Raw genomic sequence first — 23,068 nt, 5'->3', positions numbered from 1 at the left:
AAGCGACCACGCCTCCCGCTCCGGGCCGCCGTCGGACCCGGCCGCGCGGCGGCCGGCCACCCTGTCCGGATCGCCTCGGCCGACGAGGTCAGCCAGGCGGCCACGCCCGTCAGCGCGCAACGCGGCCACGGGCTCGCCCGCCCACGCCGCCGCTCCGTCCCTCGTCCCGGCCCGAGTCCTCCCGTGACTTCGGCCCCGCCGAGCTAGGTCTCTTCTGGATAATCCGCCTCGGATCGAGCTGCTCTACGCTGACGGACATGACCGCCATGACGCCCGCGCGCACCGAACCGGACCTGTCGTTCCTCCTCGACCACACCAGTCACGTCCTGCGGAGCAAGATGTCCGCCGCTCTCGCCGAGATCGGCCTGACCGCCCGCATGCACTGTGTTCTCGTGCACGCCTTGGAGGAGGAGCGCACCCAGATCCAGCTCGCCGAGATCGGCGACATGGACAAGACCACGATGGTGGTGACGGTGGACGCCCTGGAGAAGGCAGGCCTGGCCGAGCGCCGCCCCTCCAGTACGGACCGCCGGGCCCGGGTCGTCGCCGTCACCGACGAGGGCGCCCGCGTCGCCGGGCGGAGCCAGAAGATCGTCGACCGCGTGCATCGCGAGGCCCTGGCCGCACTTCCGGAGACGGACAGGCAGGCCCTCCTGCGCACACTCAACCACCTGGTCGGCGACGGCCTGGCGACTCCGGTGGAGGCTCCGCGCTCCGCCCGCCGGGCGCGTCAGCCCAAGTAGCCCCGGAAGCAGGGCCGCAGCAGGGCGGGCCACAGGGAGCAGGCCACGGAAAGCAGGACCGAAAGCAAGACCGAAAGAAATAGTCTGCAACGAAATCATCTGTTACGGTCTCTCCTGTCGTCCCAACTGACAGGAGAGACCGCATGCTTGCCGCATCCGACTCCGCGCCGCCGCCCGCTCCTCCCACCACTGCGCGCTCACGCCGGCTCGCTCTCGGAGTCGTCGCCACCGGGACGCTGATGATCATCCTCGACGGCTCCATCGTGACCGTGGCGATGCCGGCCATCCAGAACGACCTGGGCTTCACCCCCGCCGGCCTCAGCTGGGTCGTCAACGCCTACCTCGTCGCGTTCGGCAGCCTGCTCCTGCTGGCCGGCCGGCTCGGTGACCTGCTCGGCCGCAGGCGCATGTTCCTGGCCGGCACCGTCGTCTTCACCGCCGCCTCGCTGCTGGCCGGCGCGGCCACCTCGCCCGCCCTGCTGATCGCCGCCCGCTTCCTCCAGGGCATCGGCAGCGCGATGGCCTCCGCCGTCAGCCTGGGCATCCTCGTGACGCTGTTCACCGAACCCCGGGAGCGCGCCAAGGCCATCGCCGTCTTCAGCTTCACCGGCGCGGCGGGTGCGTCGATCGGCCAGGTCCTCGGCGGGGTACTCACCGACGCGCTCAACTGGCACTGGATCTTCTTCATCAACCTGCCGATCGGCGTCGCCGTCCTCGCGGTCGCCCTACGCGTCCTGCCCGGTGACCGCGGACTCGGCGTCGGGGCGGGTGCGGACGTCCTGGGCGCGGTGCTGGTCACCTCCGGTCTGATGCTCGGCATCTACACCGTCGTCAAGGTCGAGGAGTCCGGTTGGACTTCGGTGCGCACCCTCGGCCTCGGCGCTCTCGCCGCCGTACTGCTCGCCGCGTTCCTCGTCCGTCAGGCCACCGCGAGGAACCCTCTGATGCCGCTGAGGATCTTCCGCTCGCGCAGCGTCTCCGGCGCCAACCTGGTCCAGGTCCTGATGGTCGCCGCGCTCTTCTCCTTCCAGGTGCTCGTCGCCCTCTACCTCCAGAAGGTGCTCGGGTACGGTGCCGCCGAGACCGGCCTCGCGATGCTCCCGGCAGCCGCCGTCATCGGTGCGGCCTCCCTGGGAGTCTCGGCCCGCCTCAACGCCCGCTTCGGTGAGCGCAACGTCCTGCTGGCGGGCATCGTGCTCCTCATCGGCGTCCTCGCCCTCCTCGCCCGCGTCCCCGTCCGGGCCGGTTACGCCGCCGACCTGCTGCCGGTCATGCTGCTCGCCGCGGGCTTCGGCCTCGCGCTGCCCGCGCTGACCACGCTCGGCATGTCCGGCGCGAGCGAGGAGGACGCCGGCCTCGCCTCCGGCCTGTTCAACACCACCCAGCAGATCGGCATGGCCCTGGGCGTCGCCGTCCTGTCCACCCTGGCCGCCTCCCGCACCGAGAGTCTCGCGGCGGACGGCCGGACGGCGGCCGAGGCGCTGACCGGCGGCTACCGGCTCGCCTTCGCGACGGGCGCGGGGCTTCTGGTCACCGCCTTCGTCGTCGCCTCGGCGATGCTGCGCCGCCCCGAGCGGCGAGCCGCCCAGGCGCCGGCCGACGACACGCCGGTTCCCGCCCGGACCACGGCCGTCTGACCCGTCTCCCGCCCCGACCGGCCCCGACGCGTCCCGAGCCCCCCAGCCCGACCCGACCCGCGACCCGACCCGACCCGACCCGAGCCGACCGCCGAAAGGCTGACCCATGAGCGAGAAGACCGTCACCGAGACGCCCACCGGCACCACCGAGAACGACGGCCCCGCCCCCCGGGTGCTCACGGACCAGGAGCTCTCCCAGCTGTTGCAGCGCCAGCAGTTCGGCGTACTCGCGAGCGTCAGGAGCACCGGTCACCCCCACCTGTCGACCGTCGTCTACGACTGGAACGCCGAGGAACGCGTCCTGCGCGTCTCCTCCACCGCAGACCGCCTCAAGGTCCGCCAACTGCGCCGCGACCCGCACACATCACTGCACGTCAGCGGCCCGGACGTCTGGTCGTTCGCCGTGGCGGAGGGCGAGGCGGAGATAGTGGACCCGGCCGACGGGGCGGCCCCCGGCGAGCAGTCGCCGCCGGACCGGCGTGTGGTGATCCTGATCCGGGTCTCCCGGATGTACGGGACCGCCCTGGACTTCCCGGCCCAGGACTGAACGGGAGTCGGACGGCCAGGTCCCCGCCCGCAGCCGTCGGCGTCGTCCGGCTGACCTCCAGCGGTCAGCCGGTCACCGGGACGACCGGACGACCGCCGCACGTGTGCCGACGTCATCCTTTGTCGTCGCGCAGGTGAGCGATGGCCAGGGCGATGCGCTCGAGCGCTCCCTGGAAGAAGTGCTGAGGACTGAACAAGGTTGCGCATGGCCCGGTAGAGGTGGGAGGCGCCCTGCTGCGTGTCGTCCGATGCGGTGCTCATGGCGCTCGCTCCTCGTCGTCGATGCCCACGGGCTCGGGCAAGGATCGTCGAGTTCAAGCCAAGCGTCCTCCAGGTGATCGGTTCGGCAGTCGCGGCAGCGGCCGAGACGGGCGCGCGGATTCCGCGGTCGCAGCCGTCGCAGTTCCGCATCGGGGTGTACCACCACCTCGGAGTCGACGGCCTCCGTGCCTGCCACGTCCTGGCCGTCGTTTCCTGCTCCGTGGCATGCGAGGGCACAGCGACAGGCGTGTGAGAGTGCATCCTCCCGGGATTGACTTTGGGGCGTGCTACTCCTGTGCAATCCTCGGACGCATGAGTGCCGAGGACCTGCGATACACACGCGATCTCCAGACGTCGGCGCTGACGGCCGTCGCCCAACAGCAGGAGGTGGTCCGACAGCTCGAGCGGGACGTGCGCCGGCAGCGGGAAAGGCTCGCCGAACTCGTATGCGCGGCCACCTCCAGCACCCCCGACCATCCGATTCCGTACGGCCGCATCGAGCACGTCGCGCGGCTCCTCGGCGTCAAGCGTGACCGTGTGGCCAAGATCCGCGCCGCGACCGCCGCTCGCCGGACCCGGGCCGGACGACCGTCACAGCCGACCACGCCGGAAGCAGCCGAGCGGTCCGTGCTCCGCACCGCCGCCTGACCGGCGAGCCGAAGGAAGAGATCGCTCCTCATGACCACTGCATCCCTGAACAGCGGATCGTCCGTCCCCCCGATGCCCGAGAGAACCCCGAAGGCCCTACGGGCCGCCATCGCGCAGCACGCGCCGCAGCTCCTCGTCGACTTCGACCGGCACTGGCGCCGCGACATCGCCGACGCCTACGACCTGGCCCCGGTTCCCGCCTTCATGGCCCGCTGGTGGGGCGAGTACGCCCTCTGCCGCGATTCCGCGCTGGAGGCGCATGTCCACCGCCTGGAGGACGATGCGGCACAGGAACCCGACTACACCCGCGCGAAGGCGATGATCGAGGAAGCCGGCCGTATCCGCCGCGCCGCCGCCAAGGCGGAGCCCGGCCAGTGACCAACGACTTCATGGGCCCGCCCTGGCAGGCCGACTGGACCCAGGAAGCCGAAACCAACCGCAACGCCCTGCCCGACGAGGGCCGTGATCTGGTGGACGCCGCCCGCGCCGAACTCGTCACCGCGCACGACCCGTACTTCCGGGGCATCGACACGGACCGGGACCTGCCACCGGGCATGAGCGTAGAGCCCGTCCAGTCGACCCGTCCCGGCGGTGAACACGTCCTCTACTTCGGCCACGGCCGCGGCTGGCTGCGCTACCACTTCACACCGCGCGCCACGGACCCGCAGATCATCATCGACGAGTGCTTCTGGCGGTGACGTCAACGGGCGGCAAGCGGTGAAGCGCACGCCATCCGTTGCTGGACAGACCCCCGCGGCGGGCGGGAGGGCCGAGTTCGGTTGGAGCGCTTCCCCGGAATTCCTTGGTCGTCAGTCACCGTCGCCACCGGAGCGCGAGGATTCGGGTTCTGGTGGCGAAAAGCCCAGCTCGGCCCAGACGGTTTTGCGCGGGAACCGTTCCTCGGCCACGCCCCAGCGGTCCGCCAGGGCCTCGACGAGCAGCAGGCCCCTGCCCGACTCCGCGTCCTCGTCCGGATCCTGCGGTGCGCATGCGCTCACCGCGTGTGTCCGTGACCTCGACGTGGACCGTCGCACCGATCACGTAGAGCGTGAGCCGGAAGCTGCGGCCCGGAAGCCGGCCGTGAATCGCCGCGTTGGCGGCCAGTTCCGCGACGACATGACTCGCCCGCTCGTGGGGCAGCCCCCAACTCCGGAGCGTGTCCACGGCGAGCAGGCGGGCGAGACGGGCACCGCGCGGGGTGGACGACAGCAGCACGCTGAAGCTCCGGACGGGACCTGGTGGTTCGGGTCGTGACCTGTGCTCGGCAGTTCCCTGAGTTCGCTGATTCACGTCACCGAACGTGGCCGACGGGACATACTGAATCGGGTCATTGATCCGTTACGTAGAGCTACGATCCAAGGTTTGTCGGGCTCTGTCCAAGCTGTCGAAGGGGCACTCATGTCGGTGAGCGATCAGGCCGTGCGAGCCGAGACGGAGACCGACCAGGTGGACGAGCCGGGGTGGGAGGTGGACCCGGACGACCACTGGGCCCTCGCCGTGATCGCCACGGTCGGACGACAGCTCCGGCTGCGTCGCGAGGCGGCGGGGATGCGAGCTCCCGACTTCGCGGTGGCGATCGGATACGGGGAGGATCTCGTCTACAAGATCGAGAGCGGCAAGCGGATCCCGAGGCCCGAGTACCTGGACAGGGCGGACGCGGTGCTGGACGCGGGCGGGCTCGTCTCGGCGATGAAGGAGGACGTGAGGAAGGTCCGGTACCCGAAGAAGGTGCGGGATCTTGCTCAGATGGAGGCGCGGGCGGTGGAGATGCAGTTGTACGACCCCGTGAACATCCACGGCCTCTTGCAAACGCCGGAGCACACTCAGGCCCTGTTCCGGATGCGGCGGCCCGGGTACTCCGAGGAGGAGATCGAACGGGGGGTGGCCGCGCGCATGGCACGTAAGGCCGTCTTCGAACGGGACATCGCGCCAGAACTCAGCTTCGTACAGGACGAATGGACGCTTCGGCGCCGTCTCGGAGGAGTTGCCGTGGTGCGTCGGCAACTCGAGCACCTGCTGGAAGTGGCGCAGTTGCGGCACGTCGAGATCCAGGTGATGCCGCTGGATCGTGAGGAGCACGCCGGGGTCGACGGTGGGATCGAGGTCCTGAAGTTTGGAGACGGTTCGGCGGTGGGCCGCTCCCCAGGTGTCGCGAGCGGTCGTCCGGTTACGGATGCGAGGTGTCTCCGTATCCTTGAACTGCGATATGGCATCATCCGGGCGCAGGCCCTCACGCCGCGTGAGTCGACGGCCTTCATCGAGCAACTGCTGGGGGAGACATGATCCACCCGTCCTCGTCCACAGACCTGGCGTGGTTCAAGAGCAGCTACAGCAGCGGCGGGGAAACGGACTCCTGCCTGGAGATCGCCACTGAACCCGGCACCGTCCACGTCCGTGACTCCAAGCACGCCGTCACCGGCCCCCGGCTCGCGCTCACCCCGGAGGCCTGGGCCTCCTTCGTGTCCGGTACCCGGCTCTGAGGGCTCAGCCCGTCACGGTGATCGCCGCGCCGATGCCCAGGAAGACCAGGGCCACGGCGAGCACGAACAGCACCGGGCCGGTCATGTGGCGCCGGGTGAACACACGGGCCGTCTGCGGGTCGTGGGGGAGGTAGACCACGGTGACCTCGCGGCCGGTCGCGAGCCCCATGCCGGATCCGCGCATGCGTGGTGTGAACTCCACGCGGTAGCCGTGCTGGTCGGCGAAGGCGATGATCGGCGCCCACACGGGGCCGCTGTTGTTGTCGTGCACCCGGACGTTGTCGACCACCATGCCGGTGGTGCGGACCCCGTGGTGGCGCAGTCGGCGCACCCGTGCGGCGTCGTGCAGACCGGCCCACAGGAGGAGTGTGCCGACCAGGCCGCACAACAGGGCACCCATCACGTTCGACATGCCTCGGCGCCTCCGTCTCCCCGGGGTTCTTCGGGCTCCGGGTACAGGGACGCCGTCGGCGTGCCGGTCGGTTGCGGCGTCAGAAGTTGATGCTTCCGATCATCCCCGCGATGTTCGTCGTCAGCTCACTGATCGTGGGAGCCATGGTCGACGAGGCCAGATAGAAACCGAGGAGCATGCACACCACCGCATGCCCCGCCTTCAATCCTGACTTCCTGACCAGCAGGAAGACGATGATCGCCAGCAGCACAACCGCCGAAATCGAGAGTGCCACGGCGGCTCACCTCCAATGGGCCCAGGGACATGGGGGGGTCGGTCGCAGTCGGAGCTCGGGGCAGATAAATCCACGCAGCGGGCACCTGGTTGATACCCACTATGCGCTAGTGATCATAACTATCCGTGCGCGCGCATCTCTCGGCGCACGGCCGCACAAGGGGGCGCATGGCCAATATGGTCAAGGCATGACGACCGAGTCCGACTCCTTCCCCAAACGGCACGCCCGCACCCAGCGGTTCACGCTCGGCGCGCCGCGTTCGTTCACCGTGGCACCCGATGGTTCACGGGTCGCCTTCCTGCGCTCCGGTACCGGTACGGACCGGGCCAATTCGCTCTGGGTGCTCGATACCGAGAAGGGCGGGGAGCGCGTCGCCGCCGACCCCCGCGCCCTTCTCGGCGGCGCCCAGGAGCGTCTGTCGCCCGAGGAACGGGCCCGGCGCGAGCGCAGCCGCGAGGGCGGCGCCGGGATCGTCGGCTACGCCACCGACTCGGCGGTCGAGCTGGCCTCTTTCGCCTTGTCAGGGCGGCTCTTCGTGGCCGAACTGCGGGTCGGCACCGCGCGCGAACTGCCCACCCCCGGCCCGGTGATCGACCCGCGCCCCTCCCCCGACGGCCGGCACGTCGCCTACGTCGCCCAGGGCGCCCTGCGCGTCGTGGGCGCCGAGGGGGACGGGGACAGGGCCCTGGCCGAGGCGGACGGCGAGGGCGCCACCTACGGGCTCGCCGAGTTCGTGGCGGCCGAGGAGATGTCGCGCAGCCGTGGCTTCTGGTGGAGCCCGGAGTCGGACCGCCTGCTGGTGGCCCGGGTGGACGACACGCCGGTCCAGCGCTGGTGGATCTCCGACCCGGCCCGTCCCGAGCGTGATCCACAACACGTGCCGTACCCGGCGGCGGGCACTCCCAACGCGGACGTACGGCTGTTCGTGGTCGGTCTCGAAGGGGGGCGCACGGAGGTCCTCTGGGACCGGGCGCGGTATCCGTATCTGGCGCGAGTGCACTGGTCAGCCGCGGGTGCGCCGCTGCTTCTCGTACAGGCGCGCGACCAGCGCAGCCAGTTGTTCCTGGCGGTGGACACCGAGTCGGGGACGACCCGGATGGTGCACGCCGACGAAGATCCAATTTGGCTGGAACTCTTCCCCGGGGTGCCCTGCTGGAGCCCTTCCGGTCAGCTCGTACGGATCGCCGACGAGGGTGGCGCGCGGGTGCTCGCGGTGGGTGAACGGCTGCTCACCGGCGCCCAGTTGCACCTGAGGGCGGTGCTGGACGTCGGGCCCGACGACGTCCTGGTCTCCGCCTCGGCGGGCGAGGAGGCGGCCGAGGCGGAGATCGGCGAGGTGCACGTCTACCGGGTGAACGAACTGGGCGTCGAACGCCTGTCCCAGGAGCCCGGTGTGCACTCGGCGGTACGCGCGGGCGGCGTGACGGTACTCGTCTCCGCGACCCTCGACCGGCCGGGAGCCCGAGTACAGGTACTGCGGGACGGGAAGCCCGCGGCGACCATCGCCTCGTACGCGGAAGACCCCGGTTTGTCCCCGCGCGTGACCCTCACCCAAGGGGGCGCACGACGCGTCCCGTGCGCCGTGCTTATGCCAACGGACTACCACGGTGACACCCCCCTCCCCGTCCTCCTGGACCCCTACGGTGGTCCGCACGGTCAGCGCGTCGTCGCCGCGCACAACGCCCACCTCACCTCGCAGTGGTTCGCGGACCAGGGGTTCGCGGTGGTCGTCGCCGACGGGCGGGGTACTCCGGGGCGCTCCCCCGCCTGGGAGAAGGCCGTCAAGGACGACGTGGCCGCCGTGGTGCTCCAGGACCAGGTGGACGCGCTGCACGCCCTCGCCGCCGACTTCCCGCTGGACCTGAACCGCGTCGCCGTCCGGGGGTGGTCCTTCGGCGGCTATCTCGCCGCCCTCGCGGCGCTGCGCCGGCCGGACGTCTTCCACGCCGCCGTCGTGGGCGCCCCGGTCACCGACCTCAGGCTCTACGACACCCACTACCAGGAGCGGTACCTCGGCGACCCCGGGGAGCAGCCGGACGTCTACCGCCGCAACTCGGTGATCGACGACGCCGGACTGGTCGACGCCGCCGAGCCGCACCGGCCCATGATGGTCATCCACGGCCTGGCGGACGACAACGTGGTGGTCGCCCACTCGCTGCGCCTTTCCTCGGCCCTGCTCGCGGCCGGCCGCCCCCACGAGGTGCTGCCCCTGTCCGGCGTCACACACATGACCCCGCAGGAGTCGGTCGCCGAGAACCTGCTGCTGCTCCAGGTGGACTTCCTCAAGCGGTCGCTGCCCGCCCCGGCGTGACGCGACGACGGCGCCCGGGCCCGTCACCCGCAAGGGTGTGAAAGCTCGGCCGGTCCGGAATCCTCCGGACCTCCCCCGGGCGCCGCCGCCGACCGTTGACTGCCGCTTCGACCGGCACGCAGGGCCGGCGGGTCAGAGAGAGACGATGCGGACCTGGTTGCCGCAGAGCTTGGCCAAGTCGTCGCTGTCGGATGTCAGCAGGACAACGGGTTTCGGCTGGCGGAGCGCCAACTCGGCGACCGTGGCGTCGATGGCGTACTTGTGTCCGTGCAGCCCGGCGCCTTTGAGGAGCTCTGCTGCCGCTTTCGCCGCCTGCTCGGTGACCGGCTCCACCTTGAGGCGGGACAGGACCCAGTTCAGGCGTGGGATGTTGGTACGGGAGTGGCTGACTTCCACGATGGTGTTCGCTCCGATCACGAGGTCGGCTCCCGTGTCGTGGAAGACCTGCAACATCGCGAGAAACTTGCGGTCCTGGGCGATCCAGGCGGAAAGCCCTTCCGAGTCCAGGACAACGGTCTCGATGCGCTCGCTCACGCGCCGTCCGCGCCCTTGGTGGAACCGACGGCGCCAAAAATCTTCGATTGGGCCTCGGCGAGCTCCTCGCCGCTGAAGCCTCCGTGCTCTTCTTCGTAACGACGAAGGTCGTCGCCAATGAGCTGGTGCCGGATCTGGCGAGCCACGGCTTCCGCCACGTAGCCGGAAACGTTGTCCGTGAGCTTGCGGATCTCCGCCACCTGATCGCTGGGGAGTGTGACGGTGATGCGAGTCGTTGAGGACATACCTCAAGCATACTGCAGTATGCGCACAAGGAGGGTGTGGCCCATGCTCACTCGGCCACCCGATAACCTCTCGGCAGCGCTCAGTATCGAGGAGGGGGCGGACCGTGACCGAGCAAGCATTCGGGATCGACAAGATCCAACTGGTCAAACTGCTGCGGCGGGTGGCTGAGGGCGAAGCACAGCTACCGGAGTTTCAGCGCGGCTGGGTGTGGCCGGACCACAACATCATCGGCCTGCTCGCCTCGATCTCTCGCGGATACCCGGTCGGCACCCTCATGCTGTTGCAGACCGGCGGAGACGTGCGTTTCAAGTGTCGCCCGGTCGAGGGCGCGACCCCTCCCCCGGGAACCGAACCTGACACTCTGATTCTCGACGGCCAGCAGCGGATGACCTCGCTCTTCCAGTCACTCATGCTCGGCAAGCCGGTCGAGACACAGAACCAGCGTAAGCAGCGGGTATCCGGCTGGTTCTACGTCGACATGGTCAAGGCCCTCGACCCTCAGGTAGACCGTGAGGACGCCATCCGCCTTCTGCCAGCGGACCGGGTGGTCCGCAGCTTCCGGGGCGAATCCATCGAAGACTGTTCGACCCCGGAGAAGGAATACGCGGCCCGGCTCTTCCCGCTCTCCCAGCTCTTCGACAACCGCGAATGGAGTTACGGCTACGAGGACTACTGGAAGGCGAAGGGCGAGGACGGCCGCAAGTGGTGGCGGGACTTCGAAGAGGCGTTCGTCCGCCCCTTCGAGCTCTACCAGGTGCCGGTGATCGAACTGGGGAAGCAGACCGAGAGGCAGGCTGTCTGCCAGGTCTTCGAGAAGGTCAACACCGGCGGCGTCACCCTTACGGTCTTCGAGCTGCTCACCGCCACATATGCCGCCGAAGAGTTCGACCTGCGCGACCACTGGGACAACGTGGTCCGGGCCGCGTGGACTGCGCCGGAGTACCGTGTCCTCAAAGAGGTTGCCAACACCGACTTCCTGCAAGCCGTCACCCTGATGGCAACGGCTGCCCGGCGCGCCGATGCCGCTACCGTCGGAATTGACGAAGAGCGTCGGCCGCGAATCGGCTGCAAGCGCAAGGACATGTTGGAACTGGGGCTAGACGAGTACCGCCGTTACGCTCCGCTGCTCGTCCGGGGCTTCAAGGATGCCGCCAAGTTCCTGCGTCAGCAGTACCTCTTCGACACCAAGTTCCTCCCGTACGGCACCCAGCTGATCCCTCTCGCCGCGATCCTCAGCATGCTGGGCGAACATGCCGAACCGGCCGGTGCACAGCAGAAGCTGGCCCGTTGGTACTGGTGCGGTGTGTTCGGCGAGTTGTATGGCGGCTCGACGGAGACCAGGTTCAGCCACGACCTCCCCGAAACCGTGAGCTGGGTACGAGGAGTGGGGGCGGAACCTCGCACCATCCGCGACGCCCGGTTCAGTGAGAGCCGCCTCCTGACATTGCGTACCCGCAACAGCGCCGCCTACAAGGGGATCTACGCCCTTCTGATGAAGGAGGGCGCCGTCGACTGGCGGACCGGTGAGAAAACCGAGACCACCGAGTATTTCGCGGAGGCCGTGGACATTCACCACATCTTCCCGCAGGCGTGGTGCGAACGGGAGAACATCGCGCGGGGCAGTTACAACTCAATTGTCAACAAGACCCCGCTGACCGGGCGCACCAACCGCATCATCGGCGGGACAGCACCCTCTGTCTACCTCCCCAGGCTCGCGAAGAACGCCGAGGTGGACGGGGACACCATGGCCAACCACATTCGTACCCATCTAATTGATCCCGAGCTGCTCGCCAAGGACGACTTTGCGGGCTTTTTCGAAGCCCGGCAGCGGGCCCTGGTCGAGGCGATCGAGACGGCCACTGGGAAGGTGGTCGTCGCTGAAGACGGATATCCCGCAACCGGTGTGGTGGACGAGAGCGACGAAGACTGAATGTCCGCGGCGCGCCCCGCCGCGTCATCCGCCTTCGCTGTCCTCCCGGTGCGAGCCGTGCGAACCGTGCGGTCCGTCCGCTCCACGCGATCCGCCGGCTCCGTGCGGCCCGGACGGTCCCGCCGACCCGGGCGCCCCCGGCTCGTCCGGCGGCACCACCTGCTTCTCCTCCGCGAAGTGGCACGCCGAGTCGTGTGCAGCGGGCCCGGAGACCGAGCGGAACTCGGCGGGGACGGCGAGGGCCGGTACCTCCAGCGCGCAGCGCTCCCGCGCCTTCCAGCAGCGGGTGCGGAAGCGGCACCCCGAGGGGATGTTGGTCGGGGACGGGACGTCGCCGGACAGGATGATCCGCTCGCGGTGTTCGCGGGCCTCCGGGTCGGGCACCGGTACGGCGGACAGCAGCGCCTGGGTGTAGGGGTGCGTGGGGTGGTCGTAGATCTCCTCGTCCCGGCCGGTCTCGACGATGCGGCCCAGGTACATCACGCCGACCCGGTCCGAGATGTGCCGGACGATCGACAGGTCGTGGGCGATGAAGATGTACGAGAGGTCGAACTCGTCCTGGAGCCGGGCCATCAGGTTGATCACCTGGGCCTGGACCGACACGTCGAGGGCCGAGACCGGCTCGTCGGCGACGATGATCTCCGGGCGCAGCGCCAGGCCCCGCGCGATGCCGATGCGCTGGCGCTGGCCGCCGGAGAACTGGTGGGGGTAGCGGTTGATGTACTCCGGGTTCAGGCCGACCACGTCCAGCAGGTCCTGGACCCGTCGCCGCCGGTCGCCCTTCGGGGCCACCTCGGGGTGGATGTCGTAGGCCTCCCCGATGATGTCGCCGACGGTCATGCGGGGGTTGAGGGAGGTGTAGGGGTCCTGGAAGACCATCTGGATGTTCCGGCGTACGGACTTCAGGGCCCGGCCCGACAGGCGGGTGATGTCCTCGCCCTTGTAGCGGATCTCCCCCGCCGTCGGCCGCTCCAGGTTGACCAGCATCTTGGCGACCGTGGACTTGCCGCAGCCGGACTCGCCGACGATGCCGAGCGTCTCGCCGCGGGCCAGCCGGAAGTCCACGCCGTCGACGGCCTTGACCGCGCCGACCTGCTTCTTGAAGAGGATGCCGGAGGTCAGCGGGTAGTGCTTGACCAGGCCGCGGACTTCGAGGATCGGCTCCGTGGTCTCAGCCATGCAGGCACTCCCTCCAGAAGTGGCAGGCGCTGCCCCGCTCGGCGTCGGACTCGGTGACGTCGTAGAGGGGAGGTACGTCGGTGCGGCAGACGTCCTGGGCCATCGGGCAGCGGGGGTGGAAGGCGCAGCCGGGCGGGATCCGGGTCAGGTTGGGCGGCAGGCCCTTGATGGCGTAGAGCTCCCGGCCCTTCTGGTCCAGGCGCGGGATCGACTCCAGCAGGCCGCGGGTGTACGGGTGGGCCGGGGCCTTGTAGATGTCGTGGACGGGGGCCGTCTCCACGATCCGGCCGGCGTACATGACGGCGATCTTGTCGGCGACGTCGGCGACCACGCCGAGGTCGTGGGTGATGAGGATCAGGCCCATGTGCAGTTCGCGCTGGAGTTCCGCGAGCAGGTCCATGACCTGGGCCTGGACCGTGACGTCGAGGGCGGTGGTCGGCTCGTCGGCGATGATCAGCTTGGGCTCCAGGGCCATCGCCATCGCGATCATGATGCGCTGGCGCATACCGCCGGAGAACTGGTGCGGGTACTGCCGGACCCGCTCCCTGGCGGCCGGGATGCGGACCCGGTCCATCAGCTCGATCGCCTTGGCGTGGGCGTCCTTGCGGGACATGCCGCGGTGCACGGTGAACATCTCGGCGAGCTGGGCGCCGACGGTCAGGACCGGGTTCAGCGAGGACAGCGCGTCCTGGAAGATCATCGCCATCTCGGCGCCGCGGACCTTGCGGCGTTCCTCCTCCTTCAGCTTCAGCAGGTCCCGGCCCTCGAAGACGATCTCCCCCGCGGTGACCCTGCCCGGCGGGATGTCGAGGATGCCCATGATCGTCTGGGCGGTGACGGACTTCCCGGAGCCGGACTCGCCGAGCACCGCGAGGGTCTCGCCCGCTTCCACCCCGTAGTTGACGCCGTTGACGGCCTTGGCGACCCCGTCCCGGGTGTGGAACTCCACGTGCAGGTCGCGCACTTCGAGCAGCATGCGGTCGCTCACCTCAGCTTCGGGTCGAGGGCGTCGCGCACCGCGTCGCCGAGCATGATGAACGCCAGGACGGTGATGGCGAGGGCTCCGGAGGGCCACAGCAGCGCGTGCGGGGCGTTGCGCACGTAGGGGGCGGCGGAGGAGATGTCGATGCCCCAGGAGACGCTGGGCGGCTTCAGGCCGACGCCGAGGAAGGACAGGGTCGCCTCCAGGGAGATGTAGGTGCCGAGCGCGATGGTCGCCACGACGATGACGGGCGCGATCGCGTTGGGTGCGATGTGGCGGAGCAGGAGGCGGGAGTTGGAGGCGCCCAGCGCCCGCGCCGCCTGCACGTAGTCGTTCTGCTTGGCGGTGATGACGGAGCCGCGGGCGATGCGGGAGATCTGCGGCCAGCCGAGCAGCACGATGAAGCCGATGACCGGCCAGATGGTGTTGCTGGTGATGACGGAGAGCAGGACGAGGCCGCCCAGGACGACCGGGATGGCGAAGAAGATGTCGGTGATCCGGGACAGGACCGCGTCCCCGCCGCCGCCGAAGAACCCGGCGAGGCCGCCGAGGACGCTGCCGAGGAGCGCGACGCCGAGCGTGGCCAGGATGCCGACCGCGACCGAGGTGCGGGCGCCGTAGACGGTCCGGGTGTAGACGTCGCAGCCCTGGCCGTTGAAGCCGAAGGGATGGCCGGACTGGGAGCCCTCCTGGGCCTTGGACAGGTCGCACTTGAGGGGGCTGCCGGAGGCGATCAGGGACGGCCACAGGGAGATGACGATCAGGAAGAGGATCACCAGGGCGGAGATGATGAAGACGGGGTTGCGGCGCAGGTCGTGCCAGGCGTCGGACCACAGGCTGCGCGGCTTTTCCCGGGGGTCGGCCCCGTCCGGGCCCGGCGGCTGCTCCAGCGTGACCGCCTCGCTCGCGCCGAGGTCCATCGTGCCGCCCATGCCGGTGCCGGCGATGGCGCGTTCGGGCTCGTAGGGCTCCTGTTCAGGCATAGCGGATCCTCGGGTCGAGTACGGCGTACAGGAGGTCGACGACGAGGTTGGCGACGAGGAAGACGAGGACCAGGACGGTGACGAAGCCGACGACGGTCTGCGTGTTCTGGCGCAGGATGCCCTGGTAGAGCTGGTAGCCGACGCCGTGGATGTTGAAGATCCGCTCGGTGACGATGGCGCCGCCCATCAGCGCGCCGATGTCGGTGCCGATGAAGGTGACGACCGGGATGAGGGAGTTGCGCAGCAGGTGCCGGGTGATGACCCGGTGGCGGGGCAGGCCCTTGGCGATGGCGGTGCGGACGTAGTCGGAGCGCCGGTTCTCCGCGATGGAGGTGCGGGTCAGCCGGGTGACGTAGGCCAGCGACACCGAGGCGAGGACCAGGCCGGGGACGATCAGCTCGCCGAAGGCCGCCTCGGAGGAGACGGCCGGGTCGATCCAGCCCCACTTGACGCCGAGCAGCAGCTGGAGCAGCAGGCCGGTGACGAAGGTGGGGACGGAGATGACGACGAGGGTCAGGAGCAGCACCCCGGTGTCGACGGGGCGGCCGCGGCGCAGACCGGTGACGACGCCGAGGATGATCCCCACGATGATCTCGAAGAGGATCGCGACGATGGTGAGCCGGATGGTGACCGGGAACGCCGTGCCCATCAGCTCGGTGACCGGCTGGCCGTTGAAGGCGGTGCCGAAGTCGCCGGTGAAGACGTTGCCCATGTAGGTGGCGTACTGCTGCCACACGGGCTGGTCGAGGCCGAACTCGTGCCGCAGCTGCGCGGCCGTCGCCGGATCGCACTCGCGGTCCCCGCACAGGCCCGCGATGGGGTCGCCCATCACGTTGACCATCAGGAAGATCAGCAGCGTGGCCCCGATGAAGACCGGGATCATCTGGAGCAGCCGCCGGACGACATAGCGTCCCATGGCGCCCCCTCAGCCGACCTTGATCTCGTTGTAGACCGGGACGCTGAACGGGTTGAGCTTCACGTTGGAGAGCCGGTCGGTGTAGCCGGCGCTGCCGTTCTGGTACCAGAGCGGGATGGCCCCCATGTCGTCCCTGAGGACCTCCTCGGCCTGCTGGAAGAGGCCGACGGCCTTGGCGGTGTCCGTCTCGGCGTTGGCCTGGTCGACGAGGTCGTCGAACTTCGGGTTGGACCACTTGCCGTCGTTGGATGAGGCGTTGGTGTAGTAGAGCGGCTGGAGGAAGTTCTGGATGAGCGGGTAGTCCATCTGCCAGCCGGCGCGGAAGGGGCCGCTCATCTTCTGGTCGGTGATCTGGTTGCGGAAGTCGGCGAAGGTGCCGACCGGGTTGCCGGCGCAGGCGCGGTCGTTGTCCAGGGCGTTGTTGATGGAGTTGCAGACCGCGTCGACCCACTGCTTGTGGGAGCCGGTGTCGGCGTTGTACGTGATCTTGACCTGGCCGCCGGGCAGTCCGCCGCCCTCCTTGACCAGCTTCTTGGCCTCGTCGGCGTTGTACTCGCAGGCGTCGCCGCACAGGCCCGGCTTGTAGCCGCCGTCCTTGCCGAGGACCGGTGAGGTCCAGTCGGTGGCCGGGGTGCGGGTGTTCTGGAAGATCGTGTCGGTGATCTGCTTGCGGTCGATCGCCATGGACAGGCCCTTGCGGACCTTCTCCGAGCCGGGCTTGTTCCAGTCGTTGTCGTAGAACGGGAAGGCGAGGGTCTGGATGATACCCGCCGGGGTGTTGATGTACCGGTCGCCGAGGTCGTTCTTGACGTTCTTGAGCTGGGAGGCCGGGACGTCGTCCACGAGGTCGAGGTTGCCCGCGATCAGGTCGGTGTAGGCGGTGTTGTTGTCGGTGTAGACCTTGAGGTCCACGCCGCCGTTCTGCGCCTTGTCCGGGCCGGGGTAGTCGTCCCACTTGCGCAGGGACATCTGGGAGCCGCGGGTGTAGTTGTCGACCTGGTAGGGACCGTTGCCGACGGGCTTCTTCAGCCAGGCGTCGTGGTCGTCGAAGAACGCCTTGGGCAGCGGCGCGAAGGCCGGGTAGCCGAGGGTGTCGGGGAACGTGGAGAACTTCTGGCTGAGCCTGATCGTGAAGGTGCGGGGGCCGGTCACCTTCAGCCCCGAGAGTGTGTCGGCGCTCTGTGAGCCGCTTTCGGGGTGCACCTTGTCGTAACCGTCGATGTAGGCGAAGAAGTACGCGTTGCGCTGGTTGTTCTTGAGGCTCGCGCCGTAGTTCCAGGCGTCCACGAAGGACTGGGCGGTGACCTTCTCGCCGTTGCTGAAGGTCCAGCCGTCCTTGACGGTGACGGTGAAGTTCTGCGAGTCGGAGGTGTCGATCTTCTCGGCGAGCATGTTCTGCGCCTCGCCGGTCTCGGGGTCGTACTTCTTCAGCCCCCGGAAGATCATGTCGAGGACCTTGCCGCCCTGCACCTCGTTGGTGTTGGCCGGCTCCAGCGGGTTCTGGGGGTCGCCCCAGGAGGAGCTGAGCACGCCGCCACTGCCCCCGCCGCTGCCCCCGTCCCCGCCCCCGCCACCGCAGGCCGTCGCCGCGAGGACTACCGCCGCCGCGCAAGCGGCCCATTTGGCGTGCGTGGCTCCGCGCATGGAGTGCCTCCTCGTGCCCTGACTCGTCCGCTGGTCCGTTCCGGTCCAGCTTCGAGGGGCGTACTCGGGGGCGCACACCCGTCCGGTCCGTACGGGTTGCCGGTGTCCTCCGGACGGGTGCAGGAGGTCGGGCGGCATGCGGAAGGGCGGCGGCGGGAGTCCTGCTCCCGCCGCCGCCCTTTCCCGGCTGCCCTCGTGTGCCGGTCAGCCCTTGGAGACGGTCGCGCCGCCGTCGGCGCCGTCCTCCATCGCCTTCAGGCCCGGGTCCATGACGATGTCCTCGGCCCTGGCCTCCGTCGTGCCCTCCTCCGGGAAGTGGCAGGCCGTCAGGTGGCCCTCCCGGTTCCCGGAGAGCTGCACCAGCGGCGGCTCCTCGGTGGCGCACTTGTCCTGCGCCTTCCAGCACCGGGTGCGGAACCGGCAGCCGGAGGGCGGCGAGATCGGCGAGGGCACGTCGCCCTCGAGCCGGATCCGCTCCCGCTTGTCGGCGTCGAGGTCCGCCTCGGGCACGGCCGACAGCAGGGCGTGCGTGTACGGGTGACGGGGGCGGTTGTAGAGCGAGTCGCGGTCCGCGATCTCCACGATCTTGCCCAGGTACATCACCGCGACGCGCTGCGAGAAGTGCCGCACGATCGCCAGGTCGTGGGCGATGAAGACGAACGCGATGCCCATCTCCCGCTGCACTTCCTGCAGCAGGTTCACCACCTGGGCCTGGATCGACACGTCGAGGGCCGAGACCGGCTCGTCGGCGACGATGAGCTTCGGCTGGAGCGCGACGGCACGCGCCACACCGATGCGCTGCCGCTGGCCGCCGGAGAACTCGTGCGGGAAGCGGTTGTAGTGCTCCGGGTTGAGACCGACGATCTCCAGGAGCTCGCGGACGCGCTTCTCCCGGCCGCCGGGCGGGTTGATCCCGTTGATCTCCATCGGGCCCGAGATGATCGTGCCGACGGTCTGCCGCGGGTTCAGGGACGCGTACGGGTCCTGGAAGATCATCTGGATCTCGGACCGGATCGGCGCCAGTTCCCGCCGGTTGGCCCGGGTGATGTCCTTGCCCCGGTACTCGATCGTGCCCTGCGTCGGCTCGTACAGCCGGGTCAGCAGCCGGCCGGTGGTCGACTTGCCGCAGCCGGACTCGCCGACGAGGCCGAGGCTCTCGCCCGGGTGGACCTCGAAGTCGACGCCGTCGACGGCCTTGACGTGGCCGACGGTGCGCTTGATCGGGAAGCCGCCCTTGATCGGGAAGTACTTCGAGAGGCCGCTGACCTTGAGGAGCGGCGCGGTGTCGCCGTCCCGCTGCTGCGGGAAGTCGTCGGCCACCGCTGTGGTCGTCTTGCTGTTGTCGCTCATGGTGATGCCCCAGTCGCCGGTTTCCGCTCAGCCCAGCCGGGGCTGAATCTTCTCGATGAACACCTGCTGCCGCTGGTCGCCCGTCAGGTGGCAGGCGGCGGCTCGGCCGTTCGGGAGCGTCGGACGCTCACCCGAGCAGCGCTCGCCGGAGACCAGGTCGGTGAAGCCGCACCGCGGGTGGAACGCGCACCCGGAGGGCGGGTTCATCAGCGAGGGCGGCGACCCCGGGATCGGCATCAGCGGCTCGTCGACGTCGGAGGTGAGGTTCGGCATCGAGCTCAGCAGACCCCAGGTGTAGGGGTGCTGCGGGGACTTGAGCACCTCGCGCACACTGCCGCGCTCGACGGCCCGGCCCGCGTACATGACCATGATGTCGTCGGCCATGTTGCCGACCACGCCCAGGTCGTGGGTGATCATGATGATCGCGGAGCCGAACTCCTGCTGGAGGTCCTTGAGCAGGTCGAGGATCTGCGCCTGGACGGTCACGTCGAGCGCCGTGGTGGGCTCGTCCGCGATGAGCAGGTCCGGGTTGCAGGACAGGGCCATGGCGATCATGGCGCGCTGGCGCATACCGCCGGAGAACTGGTGCGGGTAGTCGTCGACCCGCTTGTGCGGGTGCGGGATGCCGACCTTCTGCAACAGGTCGATGGCGCGCACCCGGGCGTCCTTCTTGGACGCGCCGTTGTGCTTCATGAACGGCTCCGCGATCTGCCGGCCGACCGTGTAGTACGGCGACAGCGCGGTCAGCGCGTCCTGGAAGATCATCGCCATCTTCTTGCCGCGCAGCTTCTCCAGCTGCTTCTCACTGGCGTCGGTCAGTTCCTGGCCGTCCAGGGTGATCGAGCCGTCGACCGCGGTCTTGCGGCGGTCGTGCAGGCCGAGGACGGCCAGGTTGGTCACCGACTTGCCGGAGCCGGACTCGCCGACGATGCCGAGGGTCTTGCCCCGCTCCAGGTCGAAGGAGAGACCGTCCACCGCCTTGACGACGCCGCCCTCGGTGGAGAAGTGGACCTTGAGGTCGCGCACCGAGAGAAACGCGTCCCCCGCGGCGGCGGCCGGGGCCGCTTCGGGCTTGGTCTGAGTGGTCACGGTGGTTCTCCTAGGACAGGCGCACGCGCGGGTCGATGACTGCGTACATGGCGTCCACGATCAGGTTGAAGAAGATGATGAGCGCGGCGCTGACCAGCATGACGCCCATCAGCATCGGCAGGTCCTTGTTGGTCACGGAGTCCAGCGCGAGCCGGCCGATCCCGGCCAGGCCGAACGTCAGCTCGGTCACCATGCCGCCGCCCATGAGCGAGGACAGGTCGATGCCGAGGATGGTGACGATGGGGACGAGGGAGCCGCGCCAGGCGTAGCGGAAGAAGGTGTAGTTGCCCGACATGCCCTTGGCGCGGGCCGCCTTCACGTGTTCTTCCTGGAGTTGCTCGATCATCGACGAGCGGCCCATACGGGTGTATTGGGCGGTGAAGATGGTCGCCATGACCAGCCATGGGATCAGCAGACCCATGAACCAGCCGCCCAGGTCGTCGGAGAACGGCACGTACTTCGGCTTCTCGAGCCAGCCCGTGTTGTACACGAGCAGGAGCAGCACCAGCGGGCCGAGGAAGTAGATCTGCAGGGAGCTGATGACCAGCGAACCCGAGGTGAAGACCTTGTCGATCCAGGAGCCGCGGTACTTGGCGGCCAGCAGGCCGGCGCCGAGGCCGACGACGAGGAAGACGATCAGGCTTCCGACGGTCAGCGAGACGGTCACCGGGAAACGGTCGAGGATGGTGTCCCAGACGTTCTGGTTGTTGGCGAAGGAGACGCCGAAGCAGGGGGCGTCGCAGTGGCCGACCGCGAAGTCGCGCCCGGTGAAGATGCCGGCCAGGAAGTGCCAGTACTGGACGGTGACGGGTTGGTCGAGGCCCAGGTTCTTGTGGATGATCTCCAGCGCGTCCGGAGTGCAGTTCTTGCCACAGGCCAGCAAGGCCGGGTCCTGCGGGATCGCGAAGAACATGAAGAAGGTGAATGCGCTGATCAACACCAGGATCAGCACCGCGCCGAAGGACCGGCGAATGAGGAATTGAAGCATGGCAGACAGCTGCTCTCAGGACTGCGGCAGTCGGATGGGAGGTGTGGACCGGATCCGGGCCCGGTGGGGGCGCTCCGCCGCGCGCCCACCACCGGATTCCCGACCGTGCGGGTTACTTCTTGAGGAAGACCCGGGTCACGTCCACGTAGCTCGAGTCCGAGCTGTAGCGGATGCCGCCGATGTTCGAACCGAAGATCTGGAAGACCTTGGTGTAGTAGATCGGGGCGGCCGGGTTGACCTCCTTGGAGATGTACTCGTTCAGCTCGGCCCAGGCCTTGGTGGCCTCGGCCGTGTCGGTGATCTGCTGGATGCGCTGGATCTCCGAGTTGACGTGGTCGTCGTTGATGTGCGAGTAGTTCGACGCGCCGTCCTGGATCTGCTTGCCGTCGTACACCGGCGGGATGACCGTGGAGGCGGACGGCCAGTCCTGGCCCCAGCCGGTCATGTACAGGTCGTAGCCGTTCTTGACCTTGCCGACCTGCTCGTACCAGGTGGCGGCGTCGATCTCCTTCTTCTGGATGTCGAGACCGATCTTCTCCAGCGCGGTGGCGATCAGGACGGCCTGCTTCTGGCGGGTCGGCGTGTTGCCGTAGGCGTAGACGAGGCTCTTGCCCTCGAAGCCGCCCTCCTTGATGAGCTTCTTCGCGGCCTCGATGTCACCGTTCGGCTTCTTCAGGCGGTTGTACGGGTCGAAGCTCTCGTCGTAGCCCGGGGTCGTGGGCGACATCAGCGAGTTGGCGACCTCACCGCCGTAGGCACCGCCGTCGGCCTTGAAGACCGAGTCGGAGGGCAGGGCCAGGGTGATCGCGTCACGGAGCTTCTTGTCCTTGACGCGGTCCAGGTTGAAGTTGAGCTGCCACACGTAGGGCGCGTAGCCCTGGATCGTGCGGTTCTTCATCGCGTCCTTGTCGCCGACGACCTTCTGGAGCTGCGTCGTGGCGACCTGACCCGTGAACATCATCGCGTTCTTGGCCTCGCCCTGGTCGGCGAGGAGGGTCTTGGTCTGGTCCTCGTCGTCGTGGTTCATGGAGATGTTGAACCCGTCGACGTACTGGTGGCGCACCGAGTCGGACTTGGGGTCCCACTGGGTGTTCTTGACCAGCTTCATGGACTTGCCCGGCTTGAAGTCGGCGATCTTGTACGGACCGACGGCGACGGGGGCGGAGTCGTACTTCTCCTTGGTGTCCGTCTCCTCCGGGACGACGCTGTAACCGGGCATGGTCAGCATCTGCGGGAGGTCGGGCCGCGCGGTCTTGAAGTGGAAGACGATCGTCTTGTCGTCCGGCGTCTCCAGGACGTTGTCGGGCAGGTGCTTGCCCTTGTCCGGACCCGCGTAGGCGTCGCGGTAGGTGGTGCCCTCGCCGGACAGCCACTGCTGCAGGTACGTGGGACCGTCGGTGATGTAGTTCGAGTACAGGCGCTCGACCGTGTTGCGGATGTCCGCCGAGTTGATCGGGTTCCCGTTCGCGTCCTTCAGGTTGTCCTTCAGGGTGTACGTCCAGGTCTTGCCGCCGTCGGACTGCTTGCCCGCGTCGGTGGCGAGGTCGCCCACGACGGTCAGGTTGCCGTTCTCGTCCTCGTCGTACTGGGTCAGACCGCGGAAGATGAGGCGGCTGAGCAGCTTGCCGTCGGAGACGTAGATCTGGCCCGGGTCCAGGTGGGAGAAGTCGTCCTCCTGGTAGACGATCGCGGTGCCGCCGGGCTTGGCGCCCGGGACCTCGGGGGCCGGGCCGGTGGACGCCTGCGCGTCGCCGATCTGCACCGGCTTCGACTGCGACTTGGCGTCTTCCTTCTTCTTGCTGTTGTCCTTGGCGGAGCTGTCGCTGTCGCCACCACCGCAGGCGGTGAGGGTCAGGGCGCCGGCTGCGACCGCGACTATGGCGGCCGTGGCGGTGCGGTTACGGAGAATGCTCAT

23 protein-coding genes and 1 pseudogene are annotated in these 23,068 nt (G+C 68.7%); 10 read left to right on the top strand and 14 right to left on the bottom strand.

Annotated elements, in window-relative coordinates; all coding sequences use genetic code 11:
• Positions 1 to 257 precede the first annotated feature (257 nt).
• The 6 genes from ACFYZ3_RS08535 (at position 258) to ACFYZ3_RS08510 (ending at position 4,533) form a co-directional block, all read left to right on the top strand.
• Positions 258 to 743, top strand: coding sequence for a MarR family winged helix-turn-helix transcriptional regulator (locus ACFYZ3_RS08535; RefSeq protein WP_388514798.1), 486 nt, complete (start codon positions 258 to 260; stop codon positions 741 to 743).
• 143 nt (positions 744 to 886) lie between these two features.
• Entirely contained in the window at positions 887 to 2,380 is a 1,494-nt protein-coding gene (locus tag ACFYZ3_RS08530) for an MFS transporter (RefSeq protein WP_388514797.1), read from the top strand.
• Between the two features lie 106 nt (positions 2,381 to 2,486).
• On the top strand, positions 2,487 to 2,927 hold the full coding sequence (locus ACFYZ3_RS08525) for a pyridoxamine 5'-phosphate oxidase family protein (RefSeq protein ID WP_388514795.1): 441 nt from the start codon (positions 2,487 to 2,489) through the stop codon (positions 2,925 to 2,927).
• A gap of 572 nt (positions 2,928 to 3,499) precedes the next feature.
• A complete protein-coding gene (locus ACFYZ3_RS08520; RefSeq protein WP_388514793.1) occupies positions 3,500 to 3,835 on the top strand; it encodes a hypothetical protein in 336 nt (111 codons plus the stop codon).
• Positions 3,836 to 3,865: 30 nt separating this feature from the next.
• A complete protein-coding gene (locus ACFYZ3_RS08515; protein ID WP_037760336.1) occupies positions 3,866 to 4,213 on the top strand; it encodes a hypothetical protein in 348 nt (115 codons plus the stop codon).
• Positions 4,210 to 4,533, top strand: coding sequence for a hypothetical protein (locus ACFYZ3_RS08510; RefSeq protein WP_388514792.1), 324 nt, complete (start codon positions 4,210 to 4,212; stop codon positions 4,531 to 4,533). Before ACFYZ3_RS08515 ends, ACFYZ3_RS08510 begins: the two co-directional genes overlap by 4 nt.
• A 111-nt stretch (positions 4,534 to 4,644) precedes the next feature.
• Here ACFYZ3_RS08510 and ACFYZ3_RS08505 read toward each other — a convergent pair.
• Positions 4,645 to 5,050, bottom strand: a pseudogene (locus tag ACFYZ3_RS08505) (ATP-binding protein).
• Positions 5,051 to 5,233: 183 nt separating this feature from the next.
• On the opposite strand from ACFYZ3_RS08505, the gene ACFYZ3_RS08500 reads away from it, so the two are divergent.
• Together ACFYZ3_RS08500 and ACFYZ3_RS08495 are read left to right on the top strand one after the other, a co-directional pair.
• Positions 5,234 to 6,118, top strand: coding sequence for a helix-turn-helix domain-containing protein (locus tag ACFYZ3_RS08500; protein WP_388514791.1), 885 nt, complete (start codon positions 5,234 to 5,236; stop codon positions 6,116 to 6,118).
• Positions 6,115 to 6,315 (top strand): DUF397 domain-containing protein, encoded by a 201-nt coding sequence (locus ACFYZ3_RS08495; RefSeq protein WP_388514790.1) that lies wholly within the window; start codon positions 6,115 to 6,117, stop codon positions 6,313 to 6,315. The genes ACFYZ3_RS08500 and ACFYZ3_RS08495 overlap by 4 nt, the downstream gene beginning before the upstream one ends.
• A 4-nt stretch (positions 6,316 to 6,319) precedes the next feature.
• Here ACFYZ3_RS08495 and ACFYZ3_RS08490 read toward each other — a convergent pair whose 3' ends face one another.
• Together ACFYZ3_RS08490 and ACFYZ3_RS08485 are read right to left on the bottom strand one after the other, a co-directional pair.
• Positions 6,320 to 6,727: a DUF3592 domain-containing protein gene (locus tag ACFYZ3_RS08490; protein WP_388514788.1), complete on the bottom strand. Its 408-nt coding sequence runs from the start codon at positions 6,725 to 6,727 to the stop codon at positions 6,320 to 6,322.
• A gap of 79 nt (positions 6,728 to 6,806) precedes the next feature.
• A complete protein-coding gene (locus ACFYZ3_RS08485) occupies positions 6,807 to 7,001 on the bottom strand; it encodes a hypothetical protein (RefSeq protein WP_387068397.1) in 195 nt (64 codons plus the stop codon).
• Positions 7,002 to 7,188: 187 nt separating this feature from the next.
• Here ACFYZ3_RS08485 and ACFYZ3_RS08480 point away from each other — a divergent pair, with 187 nt between their 5' ends.
• Entirely contained in the window at positions 7,189 to 9,312 is a 2,124-nt protein-coding gene (locus tag ACFYZ3_RS08480) for a prolyl oligopeptidase family serine peptidase (protein WP_388514786.1), read from the top strand.
• A gap of 132 nt (positions 9,313 to 9,444) precedes the next feature.
• Here ACFYZ3_RS08480 and ACFYZ3_RS08475 read toward each other — a convergent pair whose 3' ends face one another.
• Complete coding sequence (locus ACFYZ3_RS08475) at positions 9,445 to 9,846, bottom strand: PIN domain-containing protein (protein ID WP_387918671.1); 402 nt, start codon at positions 9,844 to 9,846, stop codon at positions 9,445 to 9,447.
• A complete protein-coding gene (locus ACFYZ3_RS08470) occupies positions 9,843 to 10,091 on the bottom strand; it encodes a hypothetical protein (protein ID WP_388514784.1) in 249 nt (82 codons plus the stop codon). The genes ACFYZ3_RS08475 and ACFYZ3_RS08470 overlap by 4 nt, the downstream gene beginning before the upstream one ends.
• A gap of 104 nt (positions 10,092 to 10,195) precedes the next feature.
• Between ACFYZ3_RS08470 and ACFYZ3_RS08465 the strand changes: the two genes are divergently transcribed.
• Entirely contained in the window at positions 10,196 to 12,022 is a 1,827-nt protein-coding gene (locus ACFYZ3_RS08465) for a DUF262 domain-containing protein (protein ID WP_388514782.1), read from the top strand.
• Positions 12,023 to 12,046: 24 nt separating this feature from the next.
• Here the strand turns inward: ACFYZ3_RS08465 and ACFYZ3_RS08460 are convergent, their stop codons facing one another.
• The 9 genes from ACFYZ3_RS08460 to ACFYZ3_RS08420 form a co-directional block, all read right to left on the bottom strand.
• The gene (locus ACFYZ3_RS08460) at positions 12,047 to 13,201 is read right to left on the bottom strand and encodes a dipeptide ABC transporter ATP-binding protein (protein WP_388514781.1); all 1,155 of its coding nucleotides are present in this window, start codon (positions 13,199 to 13,201) and stop codon (positions 12,047 to 12,049) included.
• A complete protein-coding gene (locus ACFYZ3_RS08455; RefSeq protein ID WP_388514779.1) occupies positions 13,194 to 14,177 on the bottom strand; it encodes an ABC transporter ATP-binding protein in 984 nt (327 codons plus the stop codon). Before ACFYZ3_RS08455 ends, ACFYZ3_RS08460 begins: the two co-directional genes overlap by 8 nt.
• Before the next feature lie 8 nt (positions 14,178 to 14,185).
• Positions 14,186 to 15,166 carry an ABC transporter permease gene (locus tag ACFYZ3_RS08450; RefSeq protein ID WP_388514778.1) on the bottom strand — a complete coding sequence of 327 codons (981 nt, stop codon included), beginning with the start codon at positions 15,164 to 15,166 and terminating at the stop codon, positions 14,186 to 14,188.
• Complete coding sequence (locus tag ACFYZ3_RS08445) at positions 15,159 to 16,082, bottom strand: ABC transporter permease (protein WP_385357102.1); 924 nt, start codon at positions 16,080 to 16,082, stop codon at positions 15,159 to 15,161. Before ACFYZ3_RS08445 ends, ACFYZ3_RS08450 begins: the two co-directional genes overlap by 8 nt.
• Before the next feature lie 9 nt (positions 16,083 to 16,091).
• On the bottom strand, positions 16,092 to 17,726 hold the full coding sequence (locus tag ACFYZ3_RS08440) for an ABC transporter substrate-binding protein (protein WP_388514776.1): 1,635 nt from the start codon (positions 17,724 to 17,726) through the stop codon (positions 16,092 to 16,094).
• Between the two features lie 204 nt (positions 17,727 to 17,930).
• Positions 17,931 to 19,076 carry an ABC transporter ATP-binding protein gene (locus tag ACFYZ3_RS08435; protein WP_388514774.1) on the bottom strand — a complete coding sequence of 382 codons (1,146 nt, stop codon included), beginning with the start codon at positions 19,074 to 19,076 and terminating at the stop codon, positions 17,931 to 17,933.
• Positions 19,077 to 19,103: 27 nt separating this feature from the next.
• Positions 19,104 to 20,165: an ABC transporter ATP-binding protein gene (locus ACFYZ3_RS08430; protein ID WP_388514772.1), complete on the bottom strand. Its 1,062-nt coding sequence runs from the start codon at positions 20,163 to 20,165 to the stop codon at positions 19,104 to 19,106.
• A gap of 10 nt (positions 20,166 to 20,175) precedes the next feature.
• A complete protein-coding gene (locus ACFYZ3_RS08425) occupies positions 20,176 to 21,153 on the bottom strand; it encodes an ABC transporter permease (RefSeq protein ID WP_388514770.1) in 978 nt (325 codons plus the stop codon).
• A 112-nt stretch (positions 21,154 to 21,265) separates the two neighbouring features.
• A complete protein-coding gene (locus tag ACFYZ3_RS08420; RefSeq protein WP_388514768.1) occupies positions 21,266 to 23,068 on the bottom strand; it encodes an ABC transporter substrate-binding protein in 1,803 nt (600 codons plus the stop codon).

It is taken from the genome of Streptomyces sp. NPDC001599 (genome assembly GCF_042893535.1).
In the GTDB taxonomy this organism is placed as follows: Bacteria; Actinomycetota; Actinomycetes; order Streptomycetales; family Streptomycetaceae; genus Streptomyces.
The sequence above is the reverse complement of the archived record's forward strand: the minus strand, read 5'-3'. Positions and strand labels throughout refer to the sequence as shown.